The sequence below is a fragment of the Yersinia sp. 1252 StPb PI genome (assembly GCF_048593885.1).
Taxonomy (GTDB): domain Bacteria; phylum Pseudomonadota; class Gammaproteobacteria; order Enterobacterales; family Enterobacteriaceae; genus Yersinia; species Yersinia enterocolitica_E.
In genome coordinates this window covers 30,105-45,771 of record NZ_JAZGQE010000017.1, presented here as the reverse complement: position 1 = coordinate 45,771, position 15,667 = coordinate 30,105, and the positions used below count along the sequence as shown (strand labels likewise).

The window sequence follows — 15,667 nt, the reverse complement described above, 5'->3', positions numbered from 1 at the left end:
TTCAATAAGTTAATAGCATTACCCCTATATTTTATGGTGTTTCACAGCTAACTAAACTCGCGCAATATGATCCATATCAATTTTCACGCTATACTGCTTTGCTAGTATCTCGTTGTGCTTTATTAACCCTTAAGAGAGAGTTAGTGTGAAAGCTGACAACCCCTTCGATGCATTATTACCTGCGGCAATGGCTAAAGTAGCCGAAGATGCCGGTGTCTATAAAGCCACCAAGCATCCGCTAAAAACCTTTTATTTAGCGATTACTGCTGGTGTGTTTATTTCAATTGCGTTTGTTTTTTATATTACAGCGACTACCGGTACTGCTGGCGTGCCTTTCGGCTTTGCCAAATTGGTTGGTGGTATTTGTTTCTCCCTGGGGCTAATGTTAGTGGTGGTGTGTGGGGGTGATCTCTTCACATCGACCGTACTCACAACTGTCGCTAAAGCCAGCGGCCGTATCACATGGCGTCAATTGGCATGTAACTGGGTTAATGTCTATATTGGGAATCTGTTCGGTGCACTGTTCTTTGTGTGTCTTATTTGGTTCGCAGGCCAACATACTGTGGCGAATGGTCAATGGGGTCTGAATGTTTTGCAAACAGCCGACCATAAATTGCACCATACTTTTATTGAAGCAGTGTGTTTGGGTATTTTAGCTAACCTGATGGTCTGTCTGGCGGTATGGATGAGTTACTCCGGCCGTACCATAATGGATAAAATGTTCGCAATGATCTTACCGGTGGGGATGTTTGTTGCCAGCGGCTTTGAGCATAGCATCGCAAATATGTTTATGATTCCTATGGGCATTGTGATTAAAAATTTCGCTTCGCCTGAGTTTTGGCAATCCATAGGATCAACACCTGAGCAATTTGCTCACTTAACCGTAAGTAACTTTATTATTGATAACCTGATCCCAGTCACCATCGGTAACATCATTGGTGGCGGATTATTGGTTGGGTTGACTTATTGGGTAATTTATCTGCGCGGTGACCAGCAACATTAATATGTGGCCGCTACGTCTGGTTTTCGAAGAAATTAACATTAAAAGGTAGATGCATTATGACCGAACTTAATGAAAAATTGGCCAAAGCATGGCAAGGTTTTACCAAGGGTGACTGGCAGAACGGTGTAAACGTTCGTGACTTCATCCAGAAGAACTATACCCCTTATGAAGGCGATGAGTCCTTCCTTGCCGGCCCTACCGATGCGACCGACAAACTGTGGGCGCAGGTTATGGAAGGCATCAAACTGGAAAACCGCACCCATGCGCCAGTTGATTTCGATACCGACGTAGCTGCAACCATCACATCTCATGATGCTGGCTATATTAATAAAGATCTGGAAACCATCGTTGGCTTGCAGACTGAAAAACCATTGAAACGTGCACTGATCCCATTCGGTGGCATTAAAATGGTAGAAGGCTCTTGCAAAGTTTATGGTCGTGAACTTGACCCACAACTGAAAAAAGTCTTCACCGATTACCGTAAAACACACAACCAAGGTGTGTTCGACGTTTATACCAAAGACATCTTGAACTGCCGTAAATCTGGTGTACTGACTGGTTTGCCAGATGCCTATGGCCGTGGCCGTATCATCGGTGACTATCGTCGTGTAGCCGTTTACGGTATCGACTTCCTGATGAAAGACAAACTGGCTCAGTTCAATTCATTGCAAGATGATTTGGAAAACGGCAAAGACCTGGAAATGACTATCCAGTTGCGCGAAGAAATTGCTGAACAGCATCGTGCTCTGGCTCAAATCAAAGAAATGGCGGCCAAATACGGCTGTGATATCTCAGGTCCGGCAACTAACGCCCGTGAAGCAGTACAGTGGACCTACTTCGGCTATTTAGCTGCGGTTAAATCCCAAAACGGTGCGGCAATGTCCTTCGGTCGTGTATCTACCTTCCTTGACGTGTACATCGAACGTGACATGAAAGAAGGTAAGCTGACTGAAATTGAAGCGCAGGAATTGATTGACCATTTGGTTATGAAACTGCGTATGGTTCGCTTCCTGCGTACCCCTGAGTATGATGAACTGTTCTCTGGTGACCCAATCTGGGCAACTGAGTCTCTGGCCGGTATGGGCGTTGATGGCCGTACTCTGGTGACCAAAACCAGCTTCCGCTTCCTGAACACCCTGTACACCATGGGGCCGTCTCCAGAGCCGAACATGACCATTCTGTGGTCTGAAAAGCTGCCACTGAATTTTAAAAAGTATGCGGCTAAAGTCTCCATCGATACTTCATCTGTGCAATATGAAAACGATGATCTGATGCGCCCTGACTTCAACAACGATGACTATGCTATCGCTTGTTGTGTTAGCCCGATGATTGTCGGTAAACAAATGCAGTTCTTTGGTGCCCGTGCCAACCTGGCGAAAACCATGTTGTACGCAATCAACGGCGGCGTTGATGAAAAAATGAAGATCCAGGTTGGCCCGAAAGAAGCGCCAATGATGGATGACGTGCTGGACTATGACAAAGTCATGGAACGCATGGACCACTTTATGGATTGGCTGGCTAAACAATATGTTACCGCGCTGAACATCATCCATTACATGCATGACAAGTACAGCTATGAAGCTGCGCTAATGGCACTGCATGACCGTGATGTTTACCGTACTATGGCATGTGGTATTGCAGGTCTGTCTGTTGCTGCTGACTCCCTGTCTGCTATCAAGTATGCCAAAGTAAGCACCATCCGTGATGCTGACGGCCTGGCTATCGACTTCAACATCGAAGGCGAATATCCACAGTTTGGTAACAACGATTCACGCGTTGATGATATCGCTTGTGACCTGGTTGAGCGCTTTATGAAGAAAATTCAGAAGCTGCGTACTTACCGTGGTGCAGTGGCAACTCAGTCCGTGCTGACCATCACCTCTAACGTGGTTTATGGTAAGAAAACCGGTAACACCCCAGATGGTCGCCGTGCTGGTGCACCATTCGGTCCAGGTGCTAACCCAATGCATGGCCGTGACCAGAAAGGTGCTGTTGCCTCTCTGACTTCGGTTGCTAAACTGCCGTTTGCTTACGCGAAAGATGGTATCTCTTACACCTTCTCTATCGTGCCAAACGCATTAGGCAAAGATGACGAAGTACGTAAAGCTAACCTGGCCGGTCTGATGGATGGTTACTTCCATCACGAAGCGTCCATCGAAGGTGGTCAACACCTGAACGTGAACGTAATGAACCGTGAAATGCTGTTAGACGCGATGGAAAACCCGGAAAAATATCCGCAGTTGACTATCCGTGTATCGGGTTACGCAGTACGTTTCAACTCGCTGACCAAAGAACAACAGCAGGATGTAATTACTCGTACCTTTACACAGTCGATATAATTCCCTGCCGCAGTAAAATGGCATAAACTTAAAGGCTCCACTTTAGTGGGGCCTTTATTCATCCAGCGTTGGAGAAATCCTGCTATGTCAGTACTTGGTCGTATTCACTCATTCGAATCCTGTGGCACTGTTGACGGCCCGGGTATCCGATTTATCGTATTCTTCCAGGGCTGCTTGATGCGTTGCCTGTATTGCCATAACCGTGATACTTGGGATACCCACGGCGGTAAAGAAGTTACCGTTGAAGAATTAGTCAAAGAAGCCATCACCTATCGCCACTTTATGAATGCATCTGGCGGCGGTGTGACTGCATCAGGTGGCGAAGCTATTTTGCAGGCCGAGTTTGTGCGCGATTGGTTTCGTGCGTGTCATGAAGTTGGTATCCATACGTGTCTGGATACCAATGGTTTTGTACGCCGTTATGATCCGGTCATCGATGAGTTACTTGATGCCACAGATTTAGTGATGCTGGATTTAAAACAGATGGATGACAGTGTGCATCAGAATCTGGTGGGGGTATCGAATCATCGAACACTGGAGTTTGCCCGTTACTTGGCAAAACGTAACCAGAAAACCTGGATCCGCTATGTGGTGGTGCCGGGTTGGTCAGATGATGATAAATCGGCGCACATGTTAGGCGAGTTTACCCAGAACATGACCAATATCGAGAAAATCGAATTACTGCCTTACCATGAGTTGGGTAAGCACAAATGGGTCGCCATGGGTGAAGAATACAAACTGGATGGGGTGAAGCCCCCTACCGCAGAGATCATGGATCGGGTGAAAGGCATTCTCGAAAGCTATGGTCACAAAGTAATATATTAAGTCATTACAGTTGCAAGCAGCTAATGGTGCGGCAACTTCAAACAAGAAGGGGGGCGTAGTCAGTTAATTAACGCATCCCCATAGATACCGCCAAATTGAGTTATGCCACTGGCGGTATTTTTTTGGTTGTTATATGGCAGCGTAAGGGGTCTGTTGTTTACCTGGCTTACGCAGCAACATCATCAAATACACTAAGGCGACAGCGGCTATCATGATAAACAGTAAATTATCGGAATAGCGCTGCATCAGCAGCGAAGTCATGGTTGGGCCGGTCAGGCTGCCGAGGGTATAACTCATCAGTAATGCCTGATTCATCGCCACTAACTCATCAGCACTGGCTTTTTCACACGCCCAGGCCATGGCGACCGGATAAAGGGTAAAACCGGCACATCCCAGAATAAATAATGCCGGAGCCAGGGCATAATTACCTAAAATGGCTACACTGCCGAGGATGACGACAAACACCTGAATACGCAGCACCAGTAAACGACCATAACGGTCCGCCATTTTGCCTATCGGCCATTGACCGATAATGCCTGAGCTAACCAGTAAAGCCATCCACCATCCAACGCTGGCATCACTCATGCCCTGATGTGATAGATAGAGCGGCAACAGGCCATAGAGCGAACCTAACAGTATCCCTGAGATAATGCAGCCATTAATACCCAGGCGAGCGCTACGGCGCTTAAGCATCGGCCAAATGGCAATGTGTGAGGACTCACTGCTACCCTGATGCGAGAAGTGGGCAAACAACAGCGGCAGCATGGCCGTAATGACCAATGTACTGACCCAAGGGATAACATTGAGTAATTGCGTTGACACGACACCTAATAATAATTGCCCGGTGACGGTTCCCAGATAATAGACCATCATATAAGCCGCCAGCAGTTGCCCACGATTGGTTAACGTGCCACTACGCAGTAACGCACTCTCAACAATGACCCAAATCAGAGCGCAGGCGACGCCCGCCAAAAAGCGCCATCCCAGCCAACTCCAGAAATCCACTGATAGCATTAATCCGCAAGTCGCCAACGCAAATAAAAAACAGGCGTAATGGTAGCTGCGATTAAATCCAAATTGCTGGATCAAGCGCCCCGCAATCAATGTCCCAACCAGATTCCCACTAAAATAAGACGAGCTAACCATCCCCACCTGCCAGGTTGGCAATTGTTGATGAGATAACCATAAGGGAACCAATGTATTTAACACCGCGATAGAAATCGTAAACAGCAAAAGCCCACAGAGCAGAAGCAGAACCGGGCGAGAATATGCGGACATAATAAGACAGGAGCCGTCGGGACGATAAAAGTGAGCGCATCATGCCACCGGCGATATAAAAGTCAATTACTGCGCGGGAGGGGATAGCACAATATGTTGGAAGCACCTACTGACAATCTTCAGCCTTTACTCTGGCTATACGCCAAAAAGAAAAAGCGCCCTGAGGCGCTTTCTGCATATTGGATTAGTGATTAATCCGTATGTTATTAACCGATAAAGTCCAGGCCACCCATATATGGGCGTAATACTTCTGGAACCTCAATTCGGCCATCTGCCTGCTGGTAGTTTTCCAGCACTGCAACCAGGGTGCGGCCAACCGCCAAACCAGAACCATTCAGGGTATGAACTAAACGGGTTTTTCTATCGGTTTTATTGCGGCAACGAGCTTGCATACGGCGCGCCTGGAAATCCCACATGTTAGAACAGGAAGAGATTTCACGGTAAGTATCCTGCGCTGGCAGCCATACTTCCAAATCGTAAGTCTTGCTGGAACCAAAGCCCATATCACCAGTACACAGCAGCACTTTGCGGTATGGCAAGTCCAGTAATTGCAGAACTTTCTCTGCATGACCGGTCAACTCTTCCAGTGCCTCCATCGAATCTTCCGGGCGAGTAATCTGCACCATCTCAACTTTGTCGAACTGATGCATACGAATCAAGCCACGGGTATCACGACCATAGGAACCCGCTTCAGAACGGAAGCATGGGGTATGGGCCGTCATTTTCAATGGCAGAGTGTCTTCTTCCAGAATCTCATCGCGTACCAGATTGGTCAGCGGCACTTCAGCGGTCGGAATCAGTGCATAGTTACTGCTATCTGACTCTTCTTCCAGCGGTTTGGTGTGGAATAAATCTTCACCAAACTTAGGTAACTGGCCAGTACCGTACAAAGTGGCATGGTTAACCAGATAAGGAACATAAGCTTCTTGATAACCGTGTTTTTCGGTATGCAGGTCCAGCATAAACTGGGATAACGCACGGTGCATACGGGCTATTTGCCCTTTCATTACCACAAAACGCGCACCGGTCAGCTTCACTGCGGCAGCAAAATCAAGGCCACCGGCCATTTCGCCCAGCGAGACGTGATCTCTCACTTCAAAATCATACTTACGCGGCTCACCCCAACGGCTGACTTCAAGATTGTCTTTCTCATCTCTACCCACAGGGACAGAATCATCCGGCAGGTTAGGAATAGACAACGCCAGTAAGCGGATTTCGTTTTGCAGTTTGTCCAGCTCGGCCTTAGCCGCATCCAGCTTTTCACCCAGCGCATTTACTTCCAGACGTAATGGCTCGATATCTTCGCCACGCGCCTTGGCCGCACCAATCAATTTCGATCGGGAGTTACGTTCTGCTTGCAGACTTTCTGTTTCAACCTGTAAAACTTTGCGGCGCTCTTCTTGTTGGCGCAACATCTGAACATCAAGTTTAAAACCTCTGCGAGCAAGTTTTTCGGCGACTGCGTCTAGCTCATTGCGCAGCATATTGGGATCGAGCATGCTAGTCCTGTGCTTGTAGTTATAGAATGCCTTTCATCTTTGAAGTTGCAGCGGTATTAGCAGCGTTCTCTCACCCGAATCACTTACCTCAGTAAACTCATCGAGACTCGCTTACTTGCTGCCTACCTGCCACTTCAACTATTTTGGGCATAATGGTTATTAAAGGAGAATTTCATGACATAAGCGGTATAAACAGCCACTTACCATATAGCGCTAACCTTACCGCAACAGCAAGACTAGCGGTAGCGTTTTATCGGGCTATTTTGATCCTGCTCAGCCAACCATGCCAGCTTTTCACCGATTTTACCTTCCAGACCACGGGATGAGGGTGAATAGTAGCGAGTCGCGGCCATTTCTGGCGGGAAATAGTTCTCACCCGCAGCATAAGCATGCTGTTCATCATGGGCATATCGGTACTCCGCCCCAAGCCCCATCTCTTTCATCAGTTTGGTCGGTGCGTTACGTAGGTGTTCTGGCACATCAAAGTCAGGCTTATCACGCGCGTCCTGCATCGCTGCTTTAAACGCGGAATAAACCGCATTACTTTTTGGTGCACAAGCCAGATAAACAATGGCCTGAGCAATCGCCCTTTCACCTTCTGCCGGACCGACTCGAGTAAAACAGTCCCACGCTGATATAGCCACTTGCATGGCGCGTGGATCCGCATTACCGACATCTTCCGAGGCAATAGCCAATAAACGGCGGGCGACATAAAGGGGATCCCCCCCTGCGGTGATAATACGCGCATACCAATATAGCGCCGCATCCGGGGCCGAGCCGCGAATGGATTTATGCACCGCCGAGATCAGATCATAATAACGATCACCTTTGTTATCAAAACGGGCGCTCCGCTCGCCAGACACTTCTTTCAGCAAATCAGGGGTTAATACTCGCACCCCGTTGGCATCTATTTCTGCCATATCTGCCATCATCTCAAGGCTGTTTAACGCGCGACGAGCATCACCACCAACCAGCTCCGACATCATGCGGCGGGTCTCGTCCGGCAGTTTGATATTCTGCCCACCGTAGCCACGGCTGCCGTCTGACATCGCTTGATCGATCACTTTCTCGATATCTGCGGCGGTTAATGCCTTAAGCAAATAAACCCGCGCTCTGGAGAGCAATGCCGAATTCAGTTCAAACGAGGGGTTTTCAGTCGTAGCACCGATAAAGGTAATAGTGCCATCCTCAATATGCGGCAAAAAAGCATCCTGCTGGCTTTTATTGAAACGATGGACTTCGTCAACAAACAAGATAGTGCGCCGACCAGCATCACGGTTTTGCCGTGCGCGTTCGATGGCCTCACGAATCTCTTTAATACCGGAGGTCACGGCAGAAATGCGTTCCACATCAGCTTGACCGTAACGACCAATAATTTCGGCCAATGTGGTTTTGCCCGTTCCAGGTGGCCCCCAGAGGATCATGGAGTGTAACTGCCCCGCAACGATTGCCCGTGGTAGCGGTTTACCCGGTGCCAGCAAATGTTGCTGACCAATATATTGATCCAACGTCAAAGGCCGCATCCGCGCGGCCAGTGGCTGAAACTCATTTTGGGAAAAGTCGAGGGACATATTACTCACACAAACCTCACTGCCGCTGGTCGTCCAGCGTCACCCCTTTTGGTAGGGTAAATTTAAATTTGCTGGCGTCAGCCGAGCTATTTTGCTGGCCTTTCAGGGTGTAAGCACTGCGCTGCCCATCTTGCTCAACCGCAGTAAAACTCTTGATAGTCCCCGTTGGCGTAACTGTAATGGCAAATTGCTTCAGATTACCGCTGGCACTTTTAGGTGTCAGTTCAAAATCATCACCTTTCTGCTTAACATTGTACTGTTTCCAGTCATCCGGGTTGTTGCGGGTAATCAGCATAAACGGGGTGTTACCGGTTGCATTCTTCAACCAGGTTGCCGTGGCCTGCTCAACAAAAGGGTTGTAGAACCACAAGGTTTCCCCGTCTGAGATAAGTACGCTTTCATCCGGTGAGGTCATATGCCAGTTAAACAGATTTGGCCGTTTCACCCACAGCTCCCCTTCACCTTCCTGCACCGTCGCGCCATCAGCGCTGGTCACTTTTTGCGAGAAATTAGCATGAAAACTGTTCACCTTACTCAGACGACCTTGCAAATCGGTACTGACATCCGCCAGAACTGAAGCTGAAATTAAACCCGATAACAGACAGCAAGCAACAAGCAGTTTTTTCATTATTCTAAATACCTTATAAAATTCTCTGATAAATACGGGGTTATGCTTCTTTGCATAAGGGCCGCAAAGCGGCCCTGTCTATACTCGTCATCTTTCAAGATGCAGGGGTGTTGGCTGCCATCACTACTCGGCCCGTCCATGGACCTCGCCTCTGCGAGGCCGCGGCAAGCAGCGTTCAAATCTGCTCCTGACAGATTTGTCACCCAACTCATTGAGTTATCTCAACTCCTTGGGTTCATTTCGTTGCCGCCTACCTGCAACTCGAAATCTATTGGGTATATGTTAACTTCCTCAGAGCAAAATATGACTATTCATGTGGCGGCGGGGCCAACACTTCACGATTACCATTATGGCCCGGCGTACTCACAATCTGCTGGGCTTCCATCTGTTCGATAATACGTGCAGCACGGTTATACCCAATACGGAATTGGCGCTGCACGCCAGAAATTGACGCCCGGCGCTTCTCTAACACAAAGTTCACGGCCTGATCAAATAGTGGGTCCAGCTCTTCATCACTGTCCAATCCAAGACTACCGCCTTCCCCTTCTTCACTACCACTAAGAATGCTCTCAATGTATTGAGGACGACCTCGAGCTTTCCAATCATTAACCACGGCATGCACTTCCTGGTCACGGACAAAGGCACCGTGCACACGTACCGGAATCGAAGAGTTTGGAGCCATATACAGCATGTCCCCCATCCCCAGCAGTGATTCCGCGCCGCCCTGATCGAGGATAGTCCGTGAGTCGATTTTACTGGAAACCGTAAATGCGATACGGGTTGGAATGTTAGCTTTTATCAAACCGGTGATGACATCTACCGATGGGCGCTGGGTAGCCAGCACCAGATGGATACCGGCAGCACGGGCTTTCTGTGCCAGACGTGCTATCAGCTCTTCAACTTTTTTGCCCACTGTCATCATTAAATCGGCAAACTCATCCACCATCACCACGATATAAGGCAGTTTCACCAGCATCGGCGGTGAGATGTCCATGCTATCGGATGGCTTCCAGAATGGGTCAGGGATTGGCCGCCCCATAGCTTCAGCCTGAGCTACGCGCTCGTTATAGCCTGCGAGATTACGCACGCCCAGCGCCGACATCAATTTATAGCGCCGTTCCATCTCACCGACACACCAGCGCAATGCATTCGCGGCATCCTTCATATCGGTAACCACTTCGGTTAGCAGATGAGGAATGCCTTCATACACCGATAACTCCAGCATTTTCGGGTCAATCATGATAAAGCGCACCTCATCCGGTGTAGCTTTATACAAGATACTGAGGATCATCGCGTTCACCCCAACCGACTTACCAGAACCGGTAGTACCAGCCACCAGCAAGTGTGGCATTTTGGCTAAGTCTGCCACCACCGGCTGCCCGGCAATATCTTTACCAAGCACAATAGCAAGCGGAGAAGGGTTATCACGGAATTTGGCACAGTCGAGCACTTCCCTCAGGTAGACCGTTTGACGATGCTTATTCGGCAATTCAAGTCCGACATAAGGTTTGCCCGGAATAACTTCCACTACACGCACGGCGATAGCTGATAGAGAACGGGCCAAATCGCGGGAAAGATTGGAAATGCGCGACGCTTTAACACCTGGAGCCAAATCCAACTCAAAGCGAGTAATGACTGGCCCTGGAGAAATACCCACTACTTCCGCTTTTACCCGATAATCACCTAAACGTGCTTCAACCAGACGAGCCGTTTGCTCTAAAGCAAACATATCAACGGGTTCTTCCTCCGCTGGCGGAGAAGAAAGTAAATCAAGCGTAGGCAGTGGTGTGGTCGGTTTAATCAACGGCTGATCATTACGCATCAGGAACGGGTGAATCAAGCTGTCCATTGCTGGCGTTGGTTGCACCGGGGCGACAGGTGGTACCGGTATTGTTGGCTCAACAGCAGACGGGGCTATTACCGGAGCATGTGCTGTTGTCGGTGCATAAGTAGGCGTTGCCGCAGACTGCGTATAGGGTGCTGGCACCGATGTGACTTGCCCTGAATGCGTTTGATGCACTGATGGCTGCTGATATTGCGCTGGTTGCTCAGGCGAAATAGCGTCTGGAGAAGCGGTGGATTCCCCTTCATCGACATAGGGAGAAAGCGTAAACAAGGGCTCACGAGGGCTATCATCAACAAGATCTGCGACCGGCGAGAATGTATAGGCGCGGCGGATATCAACAGGCTGCATTCCTTCTGCGGCACTGTTTTTGTGATGAGTAGCGTCTTGGTGATGAATAGCGTCTTGGTGCTGAACCGCCCCATAACGATGCTGTTGTTGTGCTGCGAATGCCTGCCGTAATGCGGCTTCTTCTAAAGCTTGCTCATCTTCTGGCTCAGGGGCGGTGAACGTATTACCCCCTGCGTCTGATGATTGCTCGTAACGCTCGGACTGCTGGTCGGCAAACGCTTTACGCAATATAGCCTGCTGCAACGCATCATCATCTTCTGATAGCGGCTCGCTGTCGAACGACGCTGCATTAACCTGAGGATTTTGCGCTTCTTGTTCGCGTTGTTCCTGCTCCGCCATACGTTGTGAAGGCAACTTGATACCGTAAGAGGCCAACTCACGCCGCGTTGGAATACGCACTGGGTTAGGCCGTGGTAACTCAGGACCGATGCCCTGTTTTACCTGAGAACCGGTGTCACTAGTAGCAGTAAATGCTGGCATAAACGTCGCTGCTGCACTCGCAGCGGCGATGGCTGTTCCCGACAAACCGTGATGAGACAATGGGTTATTTGACAAGCTGCTATTGATAAACGGGTCACTAATCAGTGGATCACTGGCCGAACTTACTGCGGCCAAACCATCAAGGGCACGGCCAAAACCAGTGTTCGTATTAGGAACGCTATCGACCTGATCACTATGGCGCTGTGCTGTTGAGAAATCGAACGGCGAATGGCTGACAGGTGCAGGTGGTACATCCCATGCCCCCATTTGTGGCTCTGGCCGCTCAACAGGCGTGGCAACACGAGTCTGAACTGGTGATGGCGTCTCTTGCGGAATTTCAAACGAATATAACGGCGGTGTCGCTGTCGAGTTAGCCGTCATCGGTGCCGTGCTATGGCTGCTAACAGACTCGGCTATCGCCCCAGGAGCAGGTTGATAGTCATCATCTGTTGCCCGCAGGCTGCTTAATAGAGGATCATAGTCGCCATTGGACCCAGGCACTGGGGATAAGGCCGGCTCAGGCACATTGGCGATGGCGTCGGTTGCTGATGGCGCGGAGAATAGCACGTCGTCGTCAGCATGAGCCGCAGATGCCGCAAGTGCGGCGCTAGCCGCGCCTACTGCTAGCGCTTTATTTGAAGCCGCCCCCTGCTCTTGTTCAGCAACGTCGGAATCTTCAACCTGATAATCGTCATCTTCATCGTCATAGCGTTCTTCACGACGTGAGCGATTAGTCATAAATGTCAGTGAGCCTAAGACCACCCCGCCAATTTTCTCAGCAATGACCAACCATGACCAGCCGGTAAACAGCGTCAGGCCAACAGCCCAGATACAGAGCAATGTCAGTGTTGCCCCGACACCATTGAACCACGGCAACATGGCATTACTGAACAAGCTGCCAATTACCCCACCAGAGGCAAAGTAATAAAGATCGTCAACATTCAATGCAGCCAGGCCACATGACGTTAAAATCAGGGCTAATGTGCCAATCAGGCGTAAAGAAAGAGCAAAGTAATCGACGTGTTCATTGGCATCGCGCTGACGGAAAGCCGCCCAGCACAACATCACCATAATCACAGGGATTGCGTAAGCCAAAACACCAAAGGTGAAGAACAGTGTATCGGCCATCCAGGCACCAATACCCCCACCAAGATTGTGGATAGGCTCGTGCCATGCAGTCTGGGACCAGCTTGGGTCCGAAGGATTAAAACTGAGCAGCGCCGCCATCAGGTAGGCTGCCAAAATTGTCACCACAATCAAAACCGCCTCAAGTAAACGACGCCCGCTGCTGAGTTTTTTCAGGGTAACTTCTTTATCTTCTGTATATTCCTGGCTCAAGAAAGGCTCTCCAGGTTCCTGTTAACTGGTATGAGTGACAACGCCGAGAACCCTCCCGGCGTTGAAACTGTATGAATAAACAGGAGTGTAACCAAATTACTCAGGTTTTGCACCTGCCTGTTTACCGCGTTTTAATGACTAGGCGGTTACTCTGCTTCACTTCTTCCATGACCACATAGGTACGGGTGTCATTGACGCCCGGCAGGCGAAGCAAGGTCTCACCGAGTAATGTACGGTAAGCAGACATATCAGGTACGCGGGTTTTCAACAAATAGTCGAAATCGCCGGAAACCAGGTGACACTCTTGAATTTCCTCAAGATTTTTAACAGCGGCATTAAATTGCTCAAACACATCCGGAGCGCCACGATTCAGAGTAATCTCAACGATAACCAGCAGCGACGCATCCAAATACTGTGGATTAAGCAGTGCTGTATAACCATGGATGAAGCCCTGACGCTCTAAGCGGCGAACCCGTTCCAAACATGGTGTTGGTGATAATCCTACTCGTTTTGAAAGCTCAACGTTAGAGATACGCCCATCCTTTTGTAATTCATTCAGGATGTTACGATCTATACGATCAAGCTCTTTCCCCGGGCGTTTTTTATTATCTATCATCTTATAGTCTCTCTTAATTTCCTTGAGTCTGTGACATGCTCTCATCGTGCTTATACTTCGAGCCTGCTACAGACAACGACCCGCAGCCTGTTTTATGCAAATATATCAACACGTTGTTATCTCACACCCTGTCTGTCCAACTGTATGCGAGGTACTCGATGATTATTAGCGTTGAGGAAGAGATAGCACATCACGAACCGCCGTAGAAACTCCCCCCTACAGTTGTTCGAGAACTTACTTCACACGCCATCCAGCATTAATCGAAAACGTTCCAGGGTTTTCGCTTGGCATCACTGATACCAAATCTGAAATTTATGGCGCGCAGATAATTTCTTCTTCCACTGATGTTTTCGCAAATGCACAGCCGATTGTCAAAGTAAAAGAAGTTAAATCAGTAGAACGTGCCAGAATTAAAATCCCAGAGTGTTTCCCTTAGCTATTTTTTCGCCCTAAATTTGCTATAAAATGGTGCAAAAAGGTGGTTTAGTGTCATGGCTATTTTTTGCTCAATCGGCTTGCAAGCCACATGTTTTATAGGGTCAAAGCTTTTCAGCGCGAGTTGGCGCGTAACGTAAAAATTAATTTGGGTCCAATTTGCCCGTAGCCTGACGTCGCTTCACCGCTAACTGCCGATTCTTAATACATTTAGTTCATTAAATAGGCATCACCTATCAAACAAATCGCTAACAACATTTTTGTCTGCTTTTTTTAATGCCCAATTTTCCCTACAATCGCTAACATTGTCCGCCATTGTGGGAAAGAGGTATTCATGAGCACGGCTAAACATAGCAAATTGATTATTCTGGGTTCTGGCCCTGCGGGTTACACTGCGGCGGTTTATGCTGCACGCGCCAACCTGAAACCTGTATTGATTACCGGAATGGAGAAAGGCGGTCAGTTAACCACCACCACCGACGTGGAGAACTGGCCTGGTGATCCTGAAGGCTTGACTGGCCCTGCTCTGATGGAGCGGATGCATGAGCATGCAGAAAAATTCCAAACAGAGATTCTATTCGATCATATCAATAGCGTGGATTTGCAAAATCGCCCATTCCGCCTGTTTGGTGATGGTGCTGAGTACACCTGTGACGCGCTGATTATTGCTACAGGGGCTTCTGCCCGCTATCTGGGAATGGCGTCAGAAGAAGCCTTCAAAGGCAAAGGGGTCTCTGCCTGCGCGACTTGTGATGGTTTCTTCTATCGGAATCAGAAAGTGGCGGTAGTCGGTGGCGGTAATACTGCGGTTGAAGAGGCGTTGTATCTGGCGAATATCGCAGCTGAAGTTCATTTAATTCATCGTCGTGATAGCTTCCGCTCAGAGAAAATCCTGATTGATCGCCTGATGGAAAAAGTAAAAAACGGCAACATCGTATTGCACACTGATCGCACCTTGGACGAAGTTTTGGGTGATGACATGGGTGTCACCGGTGTCCGCCTTAAATCCACCAAAAACAGTGAGACAGAAGAGATTGCTGTTGCTGGCGTCTTCATTGCGATTGGCCACAGCCCAAATACCGCCATCTTTGATGGTCAACTGGCACTGGAAAACGGCTACATCAAAGTTCAGTCAGGTCTGCAAGGTAATGCCACACAAACCTCCATTCCGGGTGTGTTCGCTGCAGGCGATGTTATGGACCATATTTACCGCCAGGCAATTACCTCCGCCGGTACCGGCTGTATGGCGGCACTGGATGCAGAACGCTATCTGGATGGGCTAGTAAACGATAAGTAACGATTCCGCATGGGGATCCAAGCGCTATGTGGCGGGTGGTTTACGATAAGTGAACCACCCGTTTTTTATTTTCACTCGCCCGCATCCCAATTAAAAACAGTAAATTACTCCTGTTGTGGAATGCGGCGACTATCACAACCTAATGGTTTCACCTCTCGTCATGA

At 48.9% G+C, this 15,667-nt stretch carries 10 protein-coding genes; 4 read left to right on the top strand and 6 right to left on the bottom strand.

The window, feature by feature from the left end; genetic code table 11:
* The first annotated feature begins 145 nt into the window (after positions 1-145).
* From focA to pflA, 3 genes are all read left to right on the top strand, one after another.
* Positions 146-1,003, top strand: coding sequence for a formate transporter FocA (gene focA / locus V2A85_RS04735; RefSeq protein ID WP_050084953.1), 858 nt, complete (start codon positions 146-148; stop codon positions 1,001-1,003).
* A 56-nt stretch (positions 1,004-1,059) separates the two neighbouring features.
* Positions 1,060-3,342 carry a formate C-acetyltransferase gene (gene pflB / locus V2A85_RS04730; protein WP_083158433.1) on the top strand — a complete coding sequence of 761 codons (2,283 nt, stop codon included), beginning with the start codon at positions 1,060-1,062 and terminating at the stop codon, positions 3,340-3,342.
* A gap of 84 nt (positions 3,343-3,426) precedes the next feature.
* Positions 3,427-4,167 (top strand): pyruvate formate lyase 1-activating protein, encoded by a 741-nt coding sequence (gene pflA, locus V2A85_RS04725; RefSeq protein WP_372559339.1) that lies wholly within the window; start codon positions 3,427-3,429, stop codon positions 4,165-4,167.
* 129 nt (positions 4,168-4,296) lie between these two features.
* On the opposite strand, the gene V2A85_RS04720 is transcribed toward pflA, so the two are convergent.
* The 6 genes from V2A85_RS04720 to lrp form a co-directional block, all read right to left on the bottom strand.
* A complete protein-coding gene (locus tag V2A85_RS04720) occupies positions 4,297-5,445 on the bottom strand; it encodes an MFS transporter (RefSeq protein ID WP_372559340.1) in 1,149 nt (382 codons plus the stop codon).
* Between the two features lie 206 nt (positions 5,446-5,651).
* Positions 5,652-6,944 carry a serine--tRNA ligase gene (serS, locus tag V2A85_RS04715; protein WP_372559341.1) on the bottom strand — a complete coding sequence of 431 codons (1,293 nt, stop codon included), beginning with the start codon at positions 6,942-6,944 and terminating at the stop codon, positions 5,652-5,654.
* 236 nt (positions 6,945-7,180) lie between these two features.
* Positions 7,181-8,524, bottom strand: a complete 1,344-nt coding sequence (locus V2A85_RS04710; protein WP_372569320.1) for a replication-associated recombination protein A — start codon at positions 8,522-8,524, stop codon at positions 7,181-7,183.
* Between the two features lie 7 nt (positions 8,525-8,531).
* Positions 8,532-9,143, bottom strand: coding sequence for an outer membrane lipoprotein chaperone LolA (lolA, locus tag V2A85_RS04705; RefSeq protein ID WP_083158429.1), 612 nt, complete (start codon positions 9,141-9,143; stop codon positions 8,532-8,534).
* Between the two features lie 307 nt (positions 9,144-9,450).
* Positions 9,451-13,155 (bottom strand): DNA translocase FtsK 4TM domain-containing protein, encoded by a 3,705-nt coding sequence (locus V2A85_RS04700; protein WP_420070959.1) that lies wholly within the window; start codon positions 13,153-13,155, stop codon positions 9,451-9,453.
* A gap of 121 nt (positions 13,156-13,276) precedes the next feature.
* Positions 13,277-13,771: a leucine-responsive transcriptional regulator Lrp gene (gene lrp / locus V2A85_RS04695; protein WP_002211340.1), complete on the bottom strand. Its 495-nt coding sequence runs from the start codon at positions 13,769-13,771 to the stop codon at positions 13,277-13,279.
* A gap of 769 nt (positions 13,772-14,540) precedes the next feature.
* Here lrp and trxB point away from each other — a divergent pair.
* On the top strand, positions 14,541-15,503 hold the full coding sequence (trxB, locus tag V2A85_RS04690; RefSeq protein ID WP_372559344.1) for a thioredoxin-disulfide reductase: 963 nt from the start codon (positions 14,541-14,543) through the stop codon (positions 15,501-15,503).
* The last annotated feature ends 164 nt before the right edge of the window (positions 15,504-15,667 follow it).